The sequence below is a fragment of the Bilophila sp. genome (genome assembly GCF_057864385.1).
Genome location: NZ_DBMAFI010000021.1, coordinates 14,958 through 30,781, shown reverse-complemented (window position 1 = coordinate 30,781; position 15,824 = coordinate 14,958). Strand labels below are relative to the sequence as shown.

At 57.7% G+C, this 15,824-nt stretch carries 22 protein-coding genes; all 22 read right to left on the bottom strand.

The annotated features are described in order from the left end of the window. Positions 1-4: 4 nt before the first annotated feature. Positions 5-586: a hypothetical protein gene (locus tag ACZM8Y_RS08710; protein ID WP_487479930.1), complete on the bottom strand. Its 582-nt coding sequence runs from the start codon at positions 584-586 to the stop codon at positions 5-7. Between the two features lie 211 nt (positions 587-797). Then, the gene (gene terL, locus ACZM8Y_RS08705) at positions 798-1,253 is read right to left on the bottom strand and encodes a phage terminase large subunit (protein WP_302552256.1); all 456 of its coding nucleotides are present in this window, start codon (positions 1,251-1,253) and stop codon (positions 798-800) included. Between the two features lie 124 nt (positions 1,254-1,377). Continuing rightward, complete coding sequence (locus ACZM8Y_RS08700) at positions 1,378-1,830, bottom strand: hypothetical protein (protein ID WP_482331738.1); 453 nt, start codon at positions 1,828-1,830, stop codon at positions 1,378-1,380. 117 nt (positions 1,831-1,947) lie between these two features. Further along, positions 1,948-2,217: a hypothetical protein gene (locus tag ACZM8Y_RS08695; RefSeq protein WP_482331736.1), complete on the bottom strand. Its 270-nt coding sequence runs from the start codon at positions 2,215-2,217 to the stop codon at positions 1,948-1,950. Positions 2,218-2,720: 503 nt separating this feature from the next. Beyond that, entirely contained in the window at positions 2,721-2,996 is a 276-nt protein-coding gene (locus ACZM8Y_RS08690; RefSeq protein WP_479859400.1) for a hypothetical protein, read from the bottom strand. Positions 2,997-3,038: 42 nt separating this feature from the next. Then, positions 3,039-3,587 carry a thrombospondin type-1 domain-containing protein gene (locus tag ACZM8Y_RS08685; RefSeq protein WP_479859401.1) on the bottom strand — a complete coding sequence of 183 codons (549 nt, stop codon included), beginning with the start codon at positions 3,585-3,587 and terminating at the stop codon, positions 3,039-3,041. A gap of 3 nt (positions 3,588-3,590) precedes the next feature. Beyond that, a complete protein-coding gene (locus ACZM8Y_RS08680; RefSeq protein WP_482331726.1) occupies positions 3,591-4,568 on the bottom strand; it encodes a hypothetical protein in 978 nt (325 codons plus the stop codon). Between the two features lie 11 nt (positions 4,569-4,579). Further along, positions 4,580-6,211, bottom strand: coding sequence for a phage tail fiber domain-containing protein (locus ACZM8Y_RS08675; protein ID WP_482331723.1), 1,632 nt, complete (start codon positions 6,209-6,211; stop codon positions 4,580-4,582). Between the two features lie 135 nt (positions 6,212-6,346). After that, positions 6,347-9,064 carry a hypothetical protein gene (locus ACZM8Y_RS08670; RefSeq protein ID WP_482331719.1) on the bottom strand — a complete coding sequence of 906 codons (2,718 nt, stop codon included), beginning with the start codon at positions 9,062-9,064 and terminating at the stop codon, positions 6,347-6,349. Continuing rightward, positions 9,042-9,281, bottom strand: coding sequence for a hypothetical protein (locus tag ACZM8Y_RS08665; protein WP_337431429.1), 240 nt, complete (start codon positions 9,279-9,281; stop codon positions 9,042-9,044). Before ACZM8Y_RS08665 ends, ACZM8Y_RS08670 begins: the two co-directional genes overlap by 23 nt. A gap of 17 nt (positions 9,282-9,298) precedes the next feature. Further along, complete coding sequence (locus tag ACZM8Y_RS08660; RefSeq protein WP_302552267.1) at positions 9,299-9,856, bottom strand: hypothetical protein; 558 nt, start codon at positions 9,854-9,856, stop codon at positions 9,299-9,301. Beyond that, positions 9,810-10,046, bottom strand: coding sequence for a hypothetical protein (locus ACZM8Y_RS08655; RefSeq protein ID WP_302552268.1), 237 nt, complete (start codon positions 10,044-10,046; stop codon positions 9,810-9,812). Before ACZM8Y_RS08655 ends, ACZM8Y_RS08660 begins: the two co-directional genes overlap by 47 nt. Beyond that, a complete protein-coding gene (locus tag ACZM8Y_RS08650) occupies positions 10,039-10,530 on the bottom strand; it encodes a 4Fe-4S cluster-binding domain-containing protein (RefSeq protein WP_482331705.1) in 492 nt (163 codons plus the stop codon). Before ACZM8Y_RS08650 ends, ACZM8Y_RS08655 begins: the two co-directional genes overlap by 8 nt. Next, entirely contained in the window at positions 10,490-10,732 is a 243-nt protein-coding gene (locus tag ACZM8Y_RS08645; protein WP_302552271.1) for a hypothetical protein, read from the bottom strand. Before ACZM8Y_RS08645 ends, ACZM8Y_RS08650 begins: the two co-directional genes overlap by 41 nt. An 11-nt stretch (positions 10,733-10,743) precedes the next feature. Then, positions 10,744-10,878 (bottom strand): hypothetical protein, encoded by a 135-nt coding sequence (locus tag ACZM8Y_RS08640; protein WP_337431432.1) that lies wholly within the window; start codon positions 10,876-10,878, stop codon positions 10,744-10,746. Continuing rightward, positions 10,871-12,832: an anaerobic ribonucleoside-triphosphate reductase gene (nrdD, locus tag ACZM8Y_RS08635; protein ID WP_337431433.1), complete on the bottom strand. Its 1,962-nt coding sequence runs from the start codon at positions 12,830-12,832 to the stop codon at positions 10,871-10,873. The genes ACZM8Y_RS08640 and nrdD overlap by 8 nt, the downstream gene beginning before the upstream one ends. Next, the gene (locus ACZM8Y_RS08630; RefSeq protein ID WP_482331689.1) at positions 12,829-13,311 is read right to left on the bottom strand and encodes an AAA family ATPase; all 483 of its coding nucleotides are present in this window, start codon (positions 13,309-13,311) and stop codon (positions 12,829-12,831) included. Before ACZM8Y_RS08630 ends, nrdD begins: the two co-directional genes overlap by 4 nt. A 33-nt stretch (positions 13,312-13,344) precedes the next feature. Continuing rightward, entirely contained in the window at positions 13,345-13,794 is a 450-nt protein-coding gene (locus ACZM8Y_RS08625; RefSeq protein WP_482331684.1) for a pyrophosphohydrolase domain-containing protein, read from the bottom strand. Continuing rightward, on the bottom strand, positions 13,775-14,020 hold the full coding sequence (locus ACZM8Y_RS08620) for a DUF3310 domain-containing protein (protein ID WP_302552276.1): 246 nt from the start codon (positions 14,018-14,020) through the stop codon (positions 13,775-13,777). Before ACZM8Y_RS08620 ends, ACZM8Y_RS08625 begins: the two co-directional genes overlap by 20 nt. Continuing rightward, positions 13,987-14,796, bottom strand: coding sequence for a hypothetical protein (locus ACZM8Y_RS08615; protein ID WP_337431436.1), 810 nt, complete (start codon positions 14,794-14,796; stop codon positions 13,987-13,989). Before ACZM8Y_RS08615 ends, ACZM8Y_RS08620 begins: the two co-directional genes overlap by 34 nt. Continuing rightward, a complete protein-coding gene (locus ACZM8Y_RS08610; protein ID WP_482331674.1) occupies positions 14,777-15,370 on the bottom strand; it encodes a hypothetical protein in 594 nt (197 codons plus the stop codon). Before ACZM8Y_RS08610 ends, ACZM8Y_RS08615 begins: the two co-directional genes overlap by 20 nt. Beyond that, positions 15,333-15,824: a DNA N-6-adenine-methyltransferase gene (locus ACZM8Y_RS08605; RefSeq protein ID WP_482331672.1), complete on the bottom strand. Its 492-nt coding sequence runs from the start codon at positions 15,822-15,824 to the stop codon at positions 15,333-15,335. Before ACZM8Y_RS08605 ends, ACZM8Y_RS08610 begins: the two co-directional genes overlap by 38 nt.

Genomic DNA, 15,824 nt, shown 5'->3' with positions numbered 1-15,824 from the left:
GTGTTTACATGGAGTCGCTATTTCCATGCCATCTTCTTAATAAGGATTCCCTCACATTATCAGAATCTTTGATAAACATGCAGGTATCCAACGAATATATCTTATTCCCACATTCTTTTAAGTCTTTGTCAAGAACATACTTGTCTTCATCTTTTTCCCACTCAGAGTATCCTTGAACATTCTGAATAGTATTCAAGAAATGTGTGAAGTTATGCCATCTGGGATCAACTTTCACACCTGAATAGGAAGTACCATATCCACCATAAGCCCTTTTGGGCATATTAGCCCATAAATCATACACTCTCCGTATGATAGAATTTTTACCTCTAGCAGGAATGACAATAGGAGAACCAATATAACCAACTCCATATACTGTAGGTTCACGATAATCATGAAACTTACCTGCTGCTATATTGGTTGTTTGAACGCTTATCACCGTACCTGTCTTTAAAAATTCAATTACGACGCGAGGGTGTTGTTTTTTACCGTTTTTAAGTCTTTTACCGGGCTTATAAGAGAGGATACGAATTTTGCCTTTTGGTGTGTTAACAATGGAATCGGGAATATACTTTTTGGTCGTAGCCATGTTAGGCTCCTTTGATGTAAGTTAAGAAGATGCACATACTCGCGTATGTGTTCAGACTATATCTTCACTCTCAAAAGAAGAGTGCTCCGCGCTTCGAGTCCGCTTAGACCCTACATAATAGTCGTTACACGTTCCCTCCGTTGAGGGCTTCGCTCGGTATTGTCTCCATGTTAGGAGAGTTCCACCGAATTCACGGAGTTTTAGGACGACGTTATTGTTCATCGTCCGCGATGATCTCGTCGGCTCGTCCGCCTGTGATCTGCGAGAAGATGCCTTTCGAGGTGACGCTTGGCGCATGGTCGGCCCGTGCGGGGCCAACGTCGAACGACAGCTTCGAGCACCGCTGGTCGGCGCGGGGGATGAGGCATTGAAGGGTGGGGATTTCGTTGATGAGCCGCAAGCAGAACGTCGTGAAGTTGTCGGCGCGGTCTTTCGATGCGGACAGCACCATAAATTTGAGGTTGGGGTTCTGTCGGAGCCTCCAGACGACATAGGCCGCCGTGATCCACGACTTGCCCACGCCACGGAAGGCTTCGATGATCTTTCGCCTCGGCCCATGCTGGAGGTACAGGGCGATGTCAAGCTGGATGGGCGTGGGGTCGGGAAGGTTCAGGTGACGCCAGACGAGCGTGAGGAAGACCCGAAAGTCGGTCAGCTTCTCCGGCATCGGAGCGATGGCAGAAGATGGGGTGTTCGTAACAAAACCTCCTGTGGTTGAGAAAAAAAGCCCCGAAAAAAGAAAACCCGACTATTGGGTCGGGAAACCTTCTTTCGGGTATTTGATGTTCATCTTAACTGGCTTTTCGAGCAAGAACAGCCTTCATCCGCTCTGACCGCCGTGTACGTTCAGCCTCGCTGAGAGTAGGGCGTTTGGCTGCCTTTTGCTTCTTGTATTGGAGTAGGGGGCACCAACTGTATTCGTCCATGTCACAACCTTTGAGCTCCTCCCCGCCGCATTCCTTGCACATCGCTTTGATGGCCTGAGCAGCCGTGGAATATTTTGATTGTTTTCGGGCCTCCGAAGCATCAAGGCTTGAAGGGCTTTTCCGATACCACCACAGAGGGCATGTTGCGGCAGAGCACGCCCCAACCTCTTTGGAACTGTCTCCGCAACAGTCAAGGCATTTCAAGCGAACTGCCCGGAGTGGTGTAAGGTTTTTTGAGAAGCGCTCCTTGTCATATGCGATGATCGCCTTGAGTTTATCTTTGGGGACGTTGATGGGAGGAAGGTTCTTGTTGGACATGCTGTTTTTCTCCAAAATTCATGTGAAGGTGAACATATTTTCAATGGGTAAAAGAAAACCCGACCAACGAGTCATGCGCTCGGAGATCGGGTTCAAAATAGGGCGTGGATGTAGGGGTTAGTTGAGGAGGTTCACCTCGTCTTTCGAGACGTCCTCGAAGGTCGGAAGGTTCGCCACAAGATCCTGTACGTCGGGGTTTACAGATCCGGCACAGTCGATGCCGTTGTCCTTGAGGAACTTGATCGCGGCGTTGATGTCCGCCGTGGATGCGTCCCCGGACTGGAGCCGGGACGTAAGGAGCTTCGCCACAACGCCGTGAAGTTCCGCGAGCGCGGACTCGGAGGCGCGGTTGTCCTTGGGATTGTTAGGAATAGGAGTGATAGACATAGGATTGATTATCCGATATTAGAGTGAACGGAGCCTTCTTTTGTCGTTGTAATCATAGGCGACGGGTAACACAAAAGGAGGCCGCCTATGCCAGAAGATATGGCAAAGGATGTCCTTGTCCTTGTAGCTGGTGGTCTGATTCTGGACTTCCTGCGCTACATCGGCAGGGAGATTAAGAAGCTGTTGAAACGACGGTAAAGGCAGACCCCGGTCGGCGGGGCAACGCCTTCCGGGGTCCTCTTTTTAGGATGGTAACCATCTAATCCGACAAAAGAAGGCTCATATCCATTAACCAACCGTTGCCGGGGGCAGGGGAGTGTTGGCGCACTTCCTTGCCTTATTTTTATCTATCTATAGAACTTAATCTCAGAAAATGCAACCTTTTTTCTTGTGAAAATATCAAGTAACTCATTAAAATATATAATTTAGTTTAGAATATGATATATTTATATAAATATAGAAATACATACATATGTATGCCCCCAATTTCGTTACTTCCATAATCATCCTTTCCAGCAATACCCCAAAGCCGCCGACGTCAGGCACCAGATCACACGCTCGACCCATCTGTTTGCCCCCTTTCCTTGCGCCACATCCAACTCCAGTTTTCGGAGGCGGATGTCTATGTTTGTGATGTCTTCCTTGAAATGGGAAACCTGTTCGGAGAGGACGGCGTTGGAGAGGAGGAGTTCTTTCAGGTCTTTGAGGGTGTCTTTGATTTCGACGATGGCGGTATTGAGCAGGGATATGTCAGCTTCGTGGGTACAGGGGACGGGCATGTTCGGGAAAATACCTCCTGTGAATGAAATAAGGGTAGAGGGCTAGGCAGGGGAACGGCAGATTTGATAGTTTTCGACCTTCATCCATTCATTGTCACTGGAACTTTGTAGCGTCCCTTTATAGTAGCGATAACCGTTGGCATAGACTTCCGTTGCCTCAAAAGGAGTATCAACAGGGCTTACGGTCAGCCCGTCCCAAATGAATACGGAGTCGTTGGTTCCTAGTCCTACCCAACTCATAACCATATTCACACTTTCTGAGGTCGTACCTTCGGTATATCGGCATTCCGTGCATCCTTGCGTATTACATTCTTGGCTTAATGCAGGTTTACTTGCCGCATCGCAGAAAGCGTCCTCGACGTTTTGGCCGTCATTTCGTTGGCAGGTGACGGTTCTTGTTTGCGTCCCCCCACCGCAAGTTGCCGAACATTGGCTCCAATCCCCGGTTGCCCACCCATATGACCATAATGGTTTCCAAACGCCGTCAATGCCGATATGGGCATTTCTGAGCTTGCGCCATGTATTCATGATGCCGACATGCCCTTGCCGTACTTCTTGCCAATGCTCAGACAGGCCTATACTTAGGGGCATGGTTCAGGCCTCCGCCGCCGTCGCCTGCCGGGACGTGCGGGTACGGGACTTGCCCCATGCCTCAAACTCTTCAAGGATGGCGTCCAGTTCGGCGTTTGCCGTCACGGTTTTGACTCGTGTAAGCCAGTTCCATTGTTCCCCGTTGACCCGTGCGACGGCCATCTTGTAGGCATGGTTGTTGGCGATAATGTCGGCGCACAGATCGGCCTTGCTCGGTTTTCCCACATCGGCGCGGGCTGCGAGGAAGGCGTCAATATAGGGTGTTTCGGCTTCGGGATTCGCTTTGTACGCCGTGGCCTCTTCGATCTGATAAACCCAAGTATCTTGCTCGAATTGTGGGATATATTTCCCCCAAGCCCACCAGCGTTCCTTCTCGAAGGCGGTGCGGATAGCCAGATTGACCTCGTATTTGAGATCGTCGAGTTTACGCGGATCAGTCCATGCTTCCTCTACGAAGTCCCAACGGTAGGCACTCTTTGGCGGTTTTGGGAAAGCGCCCCACTCGGCCTGCGTCATAGGCAGGGCGCATTGTGCGCAGATGGAACCGGGCATCTGCCGCAGGCTTCCATCTTCCATGATGACGGCCACGATTCTCTCCCATTTTTCTCCGACCCATTTACTGGCCGGGTGATCGGGTATTTCCACGATCCGGTAGGCAAGTCCCCGTGTGGTGGCATCGGGACGTGGCATTTCACCAAGAAAGACGCCGTCATCAGGGTCGTATGCCTGTACGGGATAGGCCGCTGTGGTCGCATACTCCCCACAATACGCTTTGCAGGCGGCGATTTCCTCCGCCGTCAGTTCATAGCGCACACCCCCCATCAATTTGAAGGCGTTGCCCGTGGGCGTTTCGTAATAGAGCGTATCGAAGGGGAAGGGCAGGACAGGAGGTGTGGAAATCTTGAAGACTATGTTTTCCGACAGGACTCCGCCCCCCGAACCGTTCCATGTAAGGATGTAATCAGAAGGAGGTGTATTCATCGTCTATGCTCCTAAGGGATGTACTCAAACCACATATCCCCATCTTCCGGCGTACCGGAGGGGGCCTCACTGGAGATGACCTTGCCGGAACCGTTCCATTTTGTGGCGTTGAGCGTGTTTTTGGAGGCCGCGTCCGCCTTGTCATAGGCTGACTTCACGGCCTTGGAACTGGCTGCCGTGGTTGTGGAGTCACTGTCCACGGCGTCCGAGAGGGCGGGGATGTCGCCTTTGTCCCCCTTTTCCCCTTTCTCGCCGGGCTTCCCTTCCGGCCCTTGTTTGCCTTGTGCGCCGGTATCGCCTTTCGGCCCCTTGATGCTGATGCTGTCCGGGTTGGGGAGATTGCCGTTATTAGACCAAGAGAGAACGCCCTCAGCGGATACGGAAGGCAGGAAGTAAGGGCCGGGTTCTCCCTGTTCGCCTTTTTGCCCCGGTTCGCCGTCCGCTCCGTCCGCGCCTCTTTCTCCGGGAGCGCCGTCCTTGCCGTCCCGACCTGCTGGCCCTTGCAGGGGGCCGCCGTCCGCCCAGTTCTGCGAGTCCGCAGCCCAATACCAGATGTTGCCGGAAATGAGGTAGGCGTCTCCGGGGGTTCCGGAGGGATGGGCTTGCTGCAAGGCTTCTTGGGACTCGTATTCTCCGAGGATGATAAGACCTGCTCCGGGATCGCCTTTGTCACCCTTCTCGCCGGGTTTACCCTGCATACCCCGGTCTCCTTTATCCCCGGTATCCCCCTTGTCCCCTTTATCGCCCTTATCCCCCTTTTTTCCTGCGGGGATTTCAAACGAAAGGACGCCTGTGAGGGGATTAAAGGAAGCAGACGCCGGGGAGGTGGAGGCTACTGTTTCAGCTTCCGCCGTTATTCCCTTGAACTGAGCGAGGAAATCGCTTGCTTGTTGTGCGCTGGCCGCAGCTTCGGAGGCGGATTGTTCGGCTTCTTCGGCAGATGCTTGCGCACCTTCAAGAGCCTTTCCCGCATTCGTGGCCGCTCCTTGTGCCGTGGTACTGGCGGATTGGGCTTCCGAGGCGGAAGTCGCGGATGCTTGCGCCGCTTCCTGTGCTGTGGCGGCCGAGGCTGCGGATTCCTCTGCCGAGGTTGCGGAAGAGGCGGCGGAATTGGATGCGCCCACAGCCTCGGCCGCAGCAGCCTCCGCTGATTGGGCGGCTGACGTGGCCGTAAGGGAGGCGTCGGAAGCGGATGACGCCGCCTCCTGTGCGGCGGTTTTGGCGGAGGATACCAACACGGATATTTGAGCATAGGTTTCCGTTACTTTTTGCAGAATTTCTTCGGCCCTGTCCTTTGCTGCGACGGCGGTTTCCCCGTCGAGGGCGTCGTAGGCTTCCTGACAGATATAGAGAAGCTGGAGGAAGGCGAGATCAAGATCGCGTTCTGTGAGCGTGCTGCCGTCGCGGAAGTCCACGGACAGGATTTCCTTGTCGGTCAACCTCTGGATGCGGACGGTGGAATCAAGAGGCGGGGGGGAGGTGAAGCGGATGGTTCCGCTGGATAGGTAGGCGTAGTCCGTGAAATACGTCTGCTCGGCATCGTCGATGGAGATGTGGACATCTTCGATTTTGATGTAGCCGAAGGGGATGATATAATCTTGCGTTACCCCATCTCCGGCATAGGAAATGTGGCTGTAGGCCAAGAAGCCTCCTTGATGGTTATGTGATTGACAGAAAAAATGGACGGGCTAGAAATTTTTGTTTCACACGATGCGGGTGTTCCATAAGGCAGGAAACCCGGCTCATATCCATTGGGGATACAGGCCGGGGTTCCTTTTTTATTGTATAAGTTGCAGGAGGCGCTCCTGCTTCGTCATAGTATCGGTGGAATTTTTATCAGGCGTCACCCCGGCTTTGGAAGCTCTGTTGTTCATGTAGGCTTCCTTGATCTGTTCCCAAAGCTCGGGGTTCTCCCGAATCAACGTGGATTCCGCCATTCTCCGGTAGATGTCGATGATCTTGTTCACTGCCTGCGTGCGCGGCGTATCCTGCCCGTAGATGCCGTCCTTGAGGTGCTCCCGGTTACGGTCGTACTGCGGGGAATCAAAGAGCGCCTGTAAGGTTTCGTGCATTGTTCGGCCTCCTAGCTTCACCGTTCCGTGCAGTTCGCAAAGGCGGCTGTAGAGCCTTTTGTCGATTTTGACGCCACGGATTTGCATGGAAGGCTTTCCGGTAACGGCTGGCCCTAACCGCAAAAGTTCCTGCAATACGGGATCGTTTCCCCGCTTTTGCCTGAGCCCGGCTGTGGTTGCCGCCTGTTCTCCCGTCAGCCAACTGTATCTTGCAGGCAAGTCCTTGGAGAAGAAGGAGGATGTGTTTTTCAGGTAGTCCGTATAGCGCTCCATTTCCCTCTGTACCGGATCGCCCCATTTATTCCGATGAAAGCGGAGCAGGCCGGAATAGGGGATGAACGTGGAGGACATTCTTCCGGCGTAGCTGACCAGTCGGCTATCAGGATTGTTGACGGCTTCGACGATTTCGCTGACGCCCTGCATGTAGGTTTTATCTTTGAGGTTTGTAATGACGCTGATGAACGCGGCCCAGATCGCCTGTTCCGCCATATCAACTCTGGCATCGCCCCCTTCCCCTTCGCTGTCGGCAAGGGAGTTATAGACATCCACGTAAGTTCCCAGAATCATACCGATTGGATCGAAGCGTCTGTATTCGATCCAATCATCCCCAAACTTGAAGGAATAAGGTTTGATCCCGTTCGCCAGATAGAGTTCACGCTCTTTAGGATTCTCTGGGGGAGCGCCAGTGATAAGACCTTCGGAAACGAGGTGGTGGGCTAACCCCATAATCATGGCTCCGGTGCTGATACGTCCAAGCACATCAGCCCTTGCCTCGCCCCCTGCTCGAAACGCCTTCCACATATCAGACCATTCCTTTGATCCCGGAGCCAGATAAGGGGCATGGCGCAGGGTATCATAGAGGAGATTGGTCGGCGTTTTGTGGAAAGGTAAAATGAGGCGAAGTTGGGGGGCTTCCTGTAGCATGTGCTGTATAGCTTTCCCCGTTGTTCCGGTCAGATCTTCCGTCCATGTCACTTCGCGTGCGAACTGGAGGGAATCCGCCGTAAGTTCGCCTTTGGCGACGGCACCATCCGGGCGGAAAGCCCCATCGAAGTTTTGTCGAACGTATTCGTTGAGGGCATCCCCGGAAAGGCCCTGCCGTTCGCCGCGTTCAATCAAGGAAGCCCGCAGGTGGGAGCGGAAGGCGACTTGTTTGTAGAACTCATCCGTTCCCATCATCAGGCGCGTGGGTATTCTGCACATCGTCCCCAACCATCCCGCCGCTCGTGCCATCTGCTCTTCGATGGGGCCAAGTTCGGAACCCTCCGGGCGCTTGCGCAGGAGGCTGTTTCGGATGCGTTCGTAGGTGAGTTGCTGTGGGAGCATTTCTACCTTGGAGCCGGAAACGTCCAGAATGCCGTCGCCGAGCTTGAACGCTTTTCCCGCCATGCGGAACGCATCCACGGTAAAGGAAGCATATCCCTGATAGATGCGGGCCGCTTTCTTGGCTACATCCCAATCGCCGCTCCTGACGCCTTCGATTATCCCGCCGATCATCTTTTCCCCCGGTTTCAGAAGCAGGTTGAAGCCGGAAGAAGCTGCGTTGACTGTCGGGGTGATCGGGCCGCTGAGCATACCGTTCACCCGCATCTCCAGCGCGGTGTCGAAGAGCGAGAATCCCGGTTTTATCTGTTTGAGGAGTTGGACTTCCCCGGCCCGGCTTCCGCAGGCGAGTTGGGCGCGGGCCGCGTCGATGATCTGTTCATCGCTCATGCCCGCCTTCCGAAGGTAATCAAGGGCATTGGCATCCGTGAGATCGGCGGTCTGGAACCAGTTCTTGGCGCGTGCGTCGGCATCGGGCGTTCCCGCCATTTTCAGAGCCTTTTCCCCGTCAATGACGAGTTTGCGCGATTCGAGCAGGCGGCCCGCCGTTGTGCCCATATCGGCGTTAAGGACAAGGAACTCTTGCAGGTTTTTGGAAAGCAGGAGATACCGCGCCCGATCCAGAGGCGTGGCAGTCCCCATAACGATGCGTCTTGCATAGGCTATGGAGAGGTCGGTGAGGTTATAGACGGCGGCTCGCGTTTCCGAAGCGACTTGAAGAGCCTCCCGTATGTTTTTCAGGGCGGCCTTTCCCCGGCGCATCTGATCTCGGTAGTTCAAGCCTACCCCGTCGAGATCGTCGAGGCATTTCTCTAGGATCTGCTCATGCGTCTGAGCGCCTTTGGCCCGCAGCATGTTTTGGGCCTGCGCCTTGGAGAGTTGCCCCAAGACGTGGGAGCCTTCCGGCGTTTCAAAGATGATCCTGTCGAGATTGGCACCGCTTTGGAATCCCGCCAGCGGCGCTTCTTCCTTTGCTGCCGTAGCGATCATTTTGTCGATTTCTTCCGGCGGCAGGAGCTTATCCCCATGAAGATGCGGGGCGACGGGGCCGCGTGTGCGGCGCTTCGGGTCGAGGGCGTTATCTTGGGATGCTGAGGCCACTGGTGCCGCCTCCCATGTTGCCGCCGCCGATGTTCAGGTTGATGCGCAGGGCCGAGGTGCCGCGCCGCTGGCTCTGGCTTTGCTTGCGCTTGGACGTTTCGTCGATGACCGGGGCTTCGGCGGTCTCCTCCGGGGGCGGGGGAGTGGCGGCCACGGTCGGTTCGGGGGCCTTGGTGACGGTGGGTTTGGAACCGCCGCCGAAAAGTCCTCCTCCCATAGAGCCTCCTTTTGGGGTTAAAGGTTGGGGTTGTCGAGTTTGAGCAACATGCCGTCGGCGCAGGCCAGCGTGCCGTTCCGCCTGTCCGCGAGGGTGCAGGCTCCGGGGATGACGCCGAGCCGTTCAAAGCCGAGGTCAAGCCCGTAGCGCCACGAGTGCCGGAACTTCACGGGCGTGAGGGCGAGCAGGCAGGCGAGGTTGCTGCCGTGCGTGAAGATGAAGCCCATGAACGCCCTGCCGATTTCGATCCGCCGCTCGAACCCTTCGCCCCGGAAGAACGTGAAATGCAGGTACGCCGTCCGGCCCTGAAACCTGTCGAGCAGGGCGAGGGCCAGCGGCGTGCCCGTCTCCTTTGACCATCCGGCATAGCACCAGACATCCTTGGAGCGGACGATCTTCTTGAAAAGGCCGAAGGGGAGGTCGAGGGCGTCGTGGAAGAGGCAGCGGTCGAGGCGTCCGGCTTTCAGGGCCGTGTAGAGATCGGCAAGGTGGGCGTCGAGGAGCTGGTTGCAGCCCGGTACGTCGCACCTACAGTCGAGCAAGCCTTCGAGGGTCGGGGCCGCTGAATGGGGCATTGTTGGCGTTCTCCTGTTTTTCCAGCACGGTTCGGAGCTTGCGCACCACATCCCGCGCCCCGGCGTACATCCAGATTTCCCGTTCGGCCTGCATGGGGTTGGGGCAGCGTTCGGGCCACAGGCGATCCAGCGCGTCCACCAGATCGCGGGACAGGCCGGGGACGGCGCTCAGGTTTTGCACGTCAGGCATGGGTTTCTCCTTTGCGGATAAAGTGGAGCTGTTGGTTGTTCGAGGCGAGGGCCAGCATGTGGGGGCCGCCGTCCTCTTCATCCCCGTAGGCCACGGTATGGCCGGGCAGATCCTCGCGGTAGGCCCCGGCCTTCACCACGTCGAACTCGCCGAGGATGCGGAGCGGGACGTCATCGAACCCGTGGCCCGTCCACAGCCAAAGCTCCATGCTTTTCGGCATGATGCGGCGCAGATCGCGGACGAACTCGTATGCCTCGTGGTGGGGCTGATCCATGAGATCCCCGCCGAGTATCCAGATCCGGGAGAAGGTTCCGGTCTTCAATTTGAAGCGGTTCTCGTTCATCCACAGCCGGGCGGACTTGCCCTTGCCGAACGCCTGCGCTTCGGGGTTGTGGCAGCCGGGGCAACGGCGCTTGCACCCGGAGACGTAGATTTCAAAGGCGTTATGCGTCGGGTTGAATTGCGAGCCGATGATGGTCAGCATGGTTCCGTCCCTTTTCCGTTTCTTTGCGGATGTGTTCGTCTATGGCCGTGCGGATTTCCTCATCCAACGCCCCCTCATTGATGCGCCGCCTGAGTGTTTTGGCAGCCCCGACGATGGCGATGCAGGCGAGGATGCCGAAGGCGAGGAAGGCGAGGTTGCCGCACCAGATGAGGACGAAGATGATGTAGGCGAGTGTTTCCATAGCGTTTCCCCCTACTTTCCCCAGATGCCCGTTTTGTACTTTTCCTGTTGGCGCTTCTCCCGCCACTCCGCGAAGAAGTAGAGCAGGACGAAGGCTGCGGTGAACCCGACGAAAGTGGACAGGGCGTAAAACAAGAACTCATGCATGGGCGAATTTCCTTTCCGGCCAATCGTGTTCGCGCCGGGTTTTGTTCCAGTGTTTGGTGTTGGTGAGGAAGCCCACGACGCGGGTGTAGGCATCCGTGATGGGTTTCTTGCAGATGGGGCAGGTTTCGGCATTGTGGCCCACGGTCATGTGCCCATCCGCGCAGCGGTTGATTTGGTAATTCACCGCGAAGTACACGACGCCGCTTTCGGCGGCATGGACGATCAGGGCCTTCATCACTTCGGCGTCCGTGATTTCCGAGCCGATGTTCAGATGGCAGACGGCCCCTCCGGTACACAGGGAATCAAGCGCGCCCTGCACCCGGATGCGGTCGAGCACGTCCGCGCCTTCCGCCCACAGGGGGAGGAACTGGTTGGAGTAGAGGGCGGGGGCCTCGCCCTCATGAAGCTCATAGCCGAGCAGGGCGTCCTTCCGGGCCAGCTTCACGGCGGAACTTTCCCCCGGCACCTGCTCCATGTTGTGCGGAGCGCCGTACTTCTTGGACATCTTCGCATTTTCCGCATTGATCGCGGCAAGGACGCGCTCGGCGGCCTCAAGCCCTTCATCCGTCCGCATGTCGTGGCCCAACATGGCGAGCGCCTCGTACAGCCCCGTAAAGCCGCATGTGCTGTACTGGCGGGAAAGATCCATGAAGCCCATCGTGTACAGCGGCAGGGAGCCGCGGGCGATGCGGTCTTTGATGAAGCCGCGTTTGGCGGCGTTGATGGCGGCCGCCTCCCGGACGACAGGGGCGATGAAGCAAAGGAACTCTTCAAGATCCCTGCTTGCGCCCGCGAGCTTCGGAAGGTTGAGCGTCACCACGCCGAGGCTGCCGATTTTGGTGCTGCCCGCCCCGAAGGAATTGGCGTAGCCGAGATCGGAGACGGAGGAGCGCAAACGGCAGCATGAACTGAGGGTCGAGGATTCCCCGCAGTAGATGTTGATGAAGCCGTATTTCAGGTTGGCTTTGGCGATCTTTTCAAGGAACCATTGATCCTTGATCTCCCGTGTGTCGTCGCCGCCCTGCCCCACGGAGAAGCAGGCCGTGACGACCGGGAAGGTGATGGGCGTGCGGGAGAGGGTTTCGTTGTACGCCGCAAGGAAAATGTCCTGCACCTGTTCGATGGTGCCCATGTGCGGGGCCTTGCCCTCGATGACGTAGGTCGGCACGAGCTGTCCGAGGAAGTGGCGGTCGTACACGCTGACGTTGGTGAACGGGGACTGGTTGCCCCGAAACTCCCAATTCAGGGTGTAGATGAGGCTGGTCAGGGATTCATGCACATACCTCCAGACGTCTTCCGTCCGCAGATCGCCCAGAGGATCATGCCCGGCTGCCCGGATGTGCCCGTCCATGCCGTCGTTCTCGAAGATTTTGTCCACATAGCGGCTGGCGACGATGAGCAGGTCGGCCAGCCCCGTGGCTCCAAGGGTGGAGTTCGCCGCGTAGACCGTGAACTGCTCCACCTGCCGCAGAAAGGCGAAGAGCGTCTTGGGGGGATCGACTTCCAGCCTCCCGCCCATCGGCAGCCCTTCCAGCGCGATGTCGTAGGTGGAGTAGTTGAAGCAGTACGGGCGTCCGATGTCGTAGGCGTCGTTGATGTAGATGAGGCCCATGATCTCGGTTTCGATGCAGGCGTCGGCCCTTTCCTGCCCCTCCTTTTCCCGCAGGGCATTCCACAGGTTGTACAGGGAGTTCATCTTCATGAGGGCCTTGGGCACCTCATAGTTGAAGGTGATGACGTCCTTGCCGCTGACGTTGGCGTTGCCGTCGATGGAGTGATCGGCGGTGGCGGTTTCAACGGGCCGCCTCTTGAAGAACTCCCGGCTCACCCGATGCAGATCGAGCTGGTCGGGGTGGATGCCTTCGATACGAAAAAGCTCTTCGGGGTATTTCTCGAAGAGCCTTTCGATGAGTCGGCAGAACTCCGGGTCGTAGGATTGGGAGTAGGCGATCATGCTTCCCCGCCTCCGTCCGCAGCGTCGGGGATGATCGTGAGCATATGATCCCGGTAGGCGGCCTTGATGAGCATCCAGTTTTCGAGCAGGGCGGCATTCATGCGGTCGATGACTTCAAGCGGGAATCCGGGCTCCCCTGCGGCGCGTCTGGCTTTGCATTCCTCGACGGGGGCCACAATGCGGATGAGTTTGGCATCATAGCCGAACGCCTTGATCAGGCCGTTCCACTTGCGCAGGTGTTCGATGCGGACATGGCATTCGTCCACCACGATGTCGAGGCCCCGGTGCATGAGGGCGCGGACGATCTGGGCGGCCTGTGCGTGGATGAGGGGTTCAAGCGGGCCATAAAAGGCGTGGCCGTAGGTGAGGCGCAGATCGTCCGGGCAAACGACCTGCACGCCTTTGGGGACAAGGTGGCGGTTGATGTAGGTGGACTTGCCGGAACCCGGCAGGCCGCACATGAGATAGAGCGTAGGCATGGGGCGTATCCTTTTTATGTGGGGAATGGGAAATCAGGCGAGGGTGACGGGGGCGTGCCGCACAATGTCGGACAGATCGGGAGCGCGGTAGTTCGGCCCCTTGAGGACTTTGCCGTCTCCGCGTTTGACGGGCTTTCCGTCAGGGCCGAGCTTCGACATGTTCGAGGCGTGGACAAGGCGCAGGGTTGCGTTCAGGTCGATGCCGATTCTGGCGGCAAGCCACCAGCAAACGTAGACGAGATCCGCGAGTTCCTTGGTGAGGTCTTCGCGGTTGTCGTTGAGGACGTCCTCGCCTTCTCCGCATTCGGTGTTCTCGAAGAGGTTTTCCACCGCTTCCCGGAACTCTTCCGTTTCTTCTTCAATGAGCTTCAAGCCGAGCCTGATGCCTTCGAGGTCTTCCCAGCCTTGGCTGACGGGCTGTTCCATCGCGGTCATGAACTCGGCGAGCATGGCGAGATGATCGTTATCGTGTTGGTGCCGCATTCCGGCCTTCCTCCGTTTGCGTTCTGTTGATGAGTTCGTCGAGGTAGCGGCGGGCCTTCATGAGGTCTTCCACGCCGTTCTTGCCTTCGTAGCGGCAGACGTATTTGATGATGTTCCCTTGCAGGAAATCCAGATGGTTCATGGCGATGAAGGCCAACGGCTCGATGCGGAACCGGGTGTAGTAGGGCGGCCTTATCCGGTCTTGCAGGGACGGGGCGGTGTCCATAGTTTCACTTCCTTTGTGTTGAAGTCCCAATCTTCGGCCCGCAGGATACGGGCCAGCCTTGCCTGCGTGACGGCTTCCGCTTCCCCGAAGCCCGCCTTCTCGAAGGCATCGGCCACTACGGGCCAGAGGTGTCCGTAATCGCGGGGGATGCCGTCGAACAGCTTCTTCGCGGTCATGGGGCCGATTTTCGGGCAGCCGGGGTAGCCGTCGGCGGCGTCCCCGATGAGGGTTTGGGTCATGTGCCAGAGGTCGGCGTCTTCCCGGCTGACGGGCTGGATGCCGAGGCCGGGCTTGCCCATGTCGTAAAAGAAGCCGGGGATGGCCTTCATGTCCTTGTCCACGCTGACGATGACCTTGTGCCGCCCGCGCATGAACGAGGGCAGGGTGGCGAGGATGCCGAGGCAGTCGTCGGCTTCGAGGCCGGGCTTGATGTGGACGGGGGCGTCCGCAGCGTCGCGCATCAGGGCCTCGCGCAGGAACTTGAGGGCCACGGGGCGGGGCTTGCCGTCGCGGTTGGCCTTGTAGCCGGGGAACAGCTTGCGCCGGAAGCCGCCGTTGCGGTCGTCGGAGAAGCACAGGGCATAGTCGCTGGCGCCGAGCCGATCGAGGATGGCGTAAAGCTGCCCGAAGAAGGCGGCTTGGGCGTCCGCGAGGGAACACAGCGGGAAACAGGCGTCCTCCTCGAAGCAGATGAGCCTTTCGGCCCCGGCTGCGGCGCGGTAGGCCAGCACGTCAGCGTCGATGAGCAGGTACGGATTAGGCGGCGTTTGGTTCATGGCGGCCTCCCATCGCAGCCGCTTTCCGCAGCAGTTCGGGACGCTGCACGCCCCACAGCACGGATTCGATGAAGGTTTTCCATTCGGGGAGCTTGTGCCCCCTGCGCTGGACAATGATGTTGGCGAGAGCCGCGTAGTTGGTCTGCACGATGCGCCGCTGGAGGAAGGATTGCGGAAGGCAGCGGTTCAGGGTGGCGAAATCCCCGCGCTGCCGCAGTCCCTCAAGATGTCCGAGCAGATGATCGGCAAGCCCGCCCTCGAACATTTCCGGGGTGAGCGGGGCCTTCATGAGCGTGTGCATGGTGGATTCCGACTGCGCGGCCGTACCGATCTTGTAGGTGTCGAACTGCTTCCACCAATACAGCGGGGCCGTGACGTCGAGGGTGGCGACGATCATGCGCAGGAACTTGTCGTGCCCCTTGCCGAGGCCAGCGAGTTTCAAGGCGCGTTCCTTGAGGCCCGCATCGTCGCGGATGTCCCACAGGGAGGTGACGCCGGAGGTCTTGCCGTAGCTGAGGCCCATGCCGAGCAGGGCTTCATGGAAGCCGTATTCGCTGAGGATTGTTGTTTTCATCGTTCGTTTCCTTTTGCTGTGAAGGCGGCAACGGCGGCCTGAAAATCACCACCGCCGACGGGAAGGGTGCCGGATGCTCGGCCCCGGCGAACCGGAGCCTGCCCCGGACGAAGCGGACTTCCGCGCCGCCTGCGATCACCGTGTCGTGCCACCATGCCGTGTCGGTGCGTGACGGCACGAGGCAGACGACCGTGGCCCCGCGCCGGGAAGCGTCGAGGGCCTTCGCCATCCATGACTTGATAGCCTTGCCGTAGGGCGGGTTCATCCAACAGGTGCGCCGCCCCCAATCCTGCGCCAGCCCGTCGTCTTCCTTGGTGAAGTAGGCGGGGCACTTGGCGTTGTGGGGGAAGGCGCACACGTCCAGATCAAAACGGAACTCCCCGTCGAGCCGTTCAAAGAACTCGCGGGGAGTTTCCCAATCTTCCTTGGCGGAAGAGAACAGGGCGGGGTTCAT

Bases quoted from the DNA above. Each gene is read 5' to 3' on its own strand.
- ACZM8Y_RS08710 (WP_487479930.1), bottom strand. From the start codon at position 586: ATGGCTACGACCAAAAAGTATATTCCCGATTCCATTGTTAACACACCA.
- terL (WP_302552256.1), bottom strand. From the start codon at position 1,253: ATGCCGGAGAAGCTGACCGACTTTCGGGTCTTCCTCACGCTCGTCTGG.
- ACZM8Y_RS08700 (WP_482331738.1), bottom strand. From the start codon at position 1,830: ATGTCCAACAAGAACCTTCCTCCCATCAACGTCCCCAAAGATAAACTC.
- ACZM8Y_RS08695 (WP_482331736.1), bottom strand. From the start codon at position 2,217: ATGTCTATCACTCCTATTCCTAACAATCCCAAGGACAACCGCGCCTCC.
- ACZM8Y_RS08690 (WP_479859400.1), bottom strand. From the start codon at position 2,996: ATGCCCGTCCCCTGTACCCACGAAGCTGACATATCCCTGCTCAATACC.
- ACZM8Y_RS08685 (WP_479859401.1), bottom strand. From the start codon at position 3,587: ATGCCCCTAAGTATAGGCCTGTCTGAGCATTGGCAAGAAGTACGGCAA.
- ACZM8Y_RS08680 (WP_482331726.1), bottom strand. From the start codon at position 4,568: ATGAATACACCTCCTTCTGATTACATCCTTACATGGAACGGTTCGGGG.
- ACZM8Y_RS08665 (WP_337431429.1), bottom strand. From the start codon at position 9,281: ATGGGAGGAGGACTTTTCGGCGGCGGTTCCAAACCCACCGTCACCAAG.
- ACZM8Y_RS08660 (WP_302552267.1), bottom strand. From the start codon at position 9,856: ATGCCCCATTCAGCGGCCCCGACCCTCGAAGGCTTGCTCGACTGTAGG.
- ACZM8Y_RS08655 (WP_302552268.1), bottom strand. From the start codon at position 10,046: ATGCCTGACGTGCAAAACCTGAGCGCCGTCCCCGGCCTGTCCCGCGAT.
- ACZM8Y_RS08650 (WP_482331705.1), bottom strand. From the start codon at position 10,530: ATGCTGACCATCATCGGCTCGCAATTCAACCCGACGCATAACGCCTTT.
- ACZM8Y_RS08645 (WP_302552271.1), bottom strand. From the start codon at position 10,732: ATGGAAACACTCGCCTACATCATCTTCGTCCTCATCTGGTGCGGCAAC.
- ACZM8Y_RS08640 (WP_337431432.1), bottom strand. From the start codon at position 10,878: ATGCATGAGTTCTTGTTTTACGCCCTGTCCACTTTCGTCGGGTTCACC.
- nrdD (WP_337431433.1), bottom strand. From the start codon at position 12,832: ATGATCGCCTACTCCCAATCCTACGACCCGGAGTTCTGCCGACTCATC.
- ACZM8Y_RS08630 (WP_482331689.1), bottom strand. From the start codon at position 13,311: ATGCCTACGCTCTATCTCATGTGCGGCCTGCCGGGTTCCGGCAAGTCC.
- ACZM8Y_RS08625 (WP_482331684.1), bottom strand. From the start codon at position 13,794: ATGCGGCACCAACACGATAACGATCATCTCGCCATGCTCGCCGAGTTC.
- ACZM8Y_RS08620 (WP_302552276.1), bottom strand. From the start codon at position 14,020: ATGGACACCGCCCCGTCCCTGCAAGACCGGATAAGGCCGCCCTACTAC.
- ACZM8Y_RS08615 (WP_337431436.1), bottom strand. From the start codon at position 14,796: ATGAACCAAACGCCGCCTAATCCGTACCTGCTCATCGACGCTGACGTG.
- ACZM8Y_RS08610 (WP_482331674.1), bottom strand. From the start codon at position 15,370: ATGAAAACAACAATCCTCAGCGAATACGGCTTCCATGAAGCCCTGCTC.
- ACZM8Y_RS08605 (WP_482331672.1), bottom strand. From the start codon at position 15,824: ATGAACCCCGCCCTGTTCTCTTCCGCCAAGGAAGATTGGGAAACTCCC.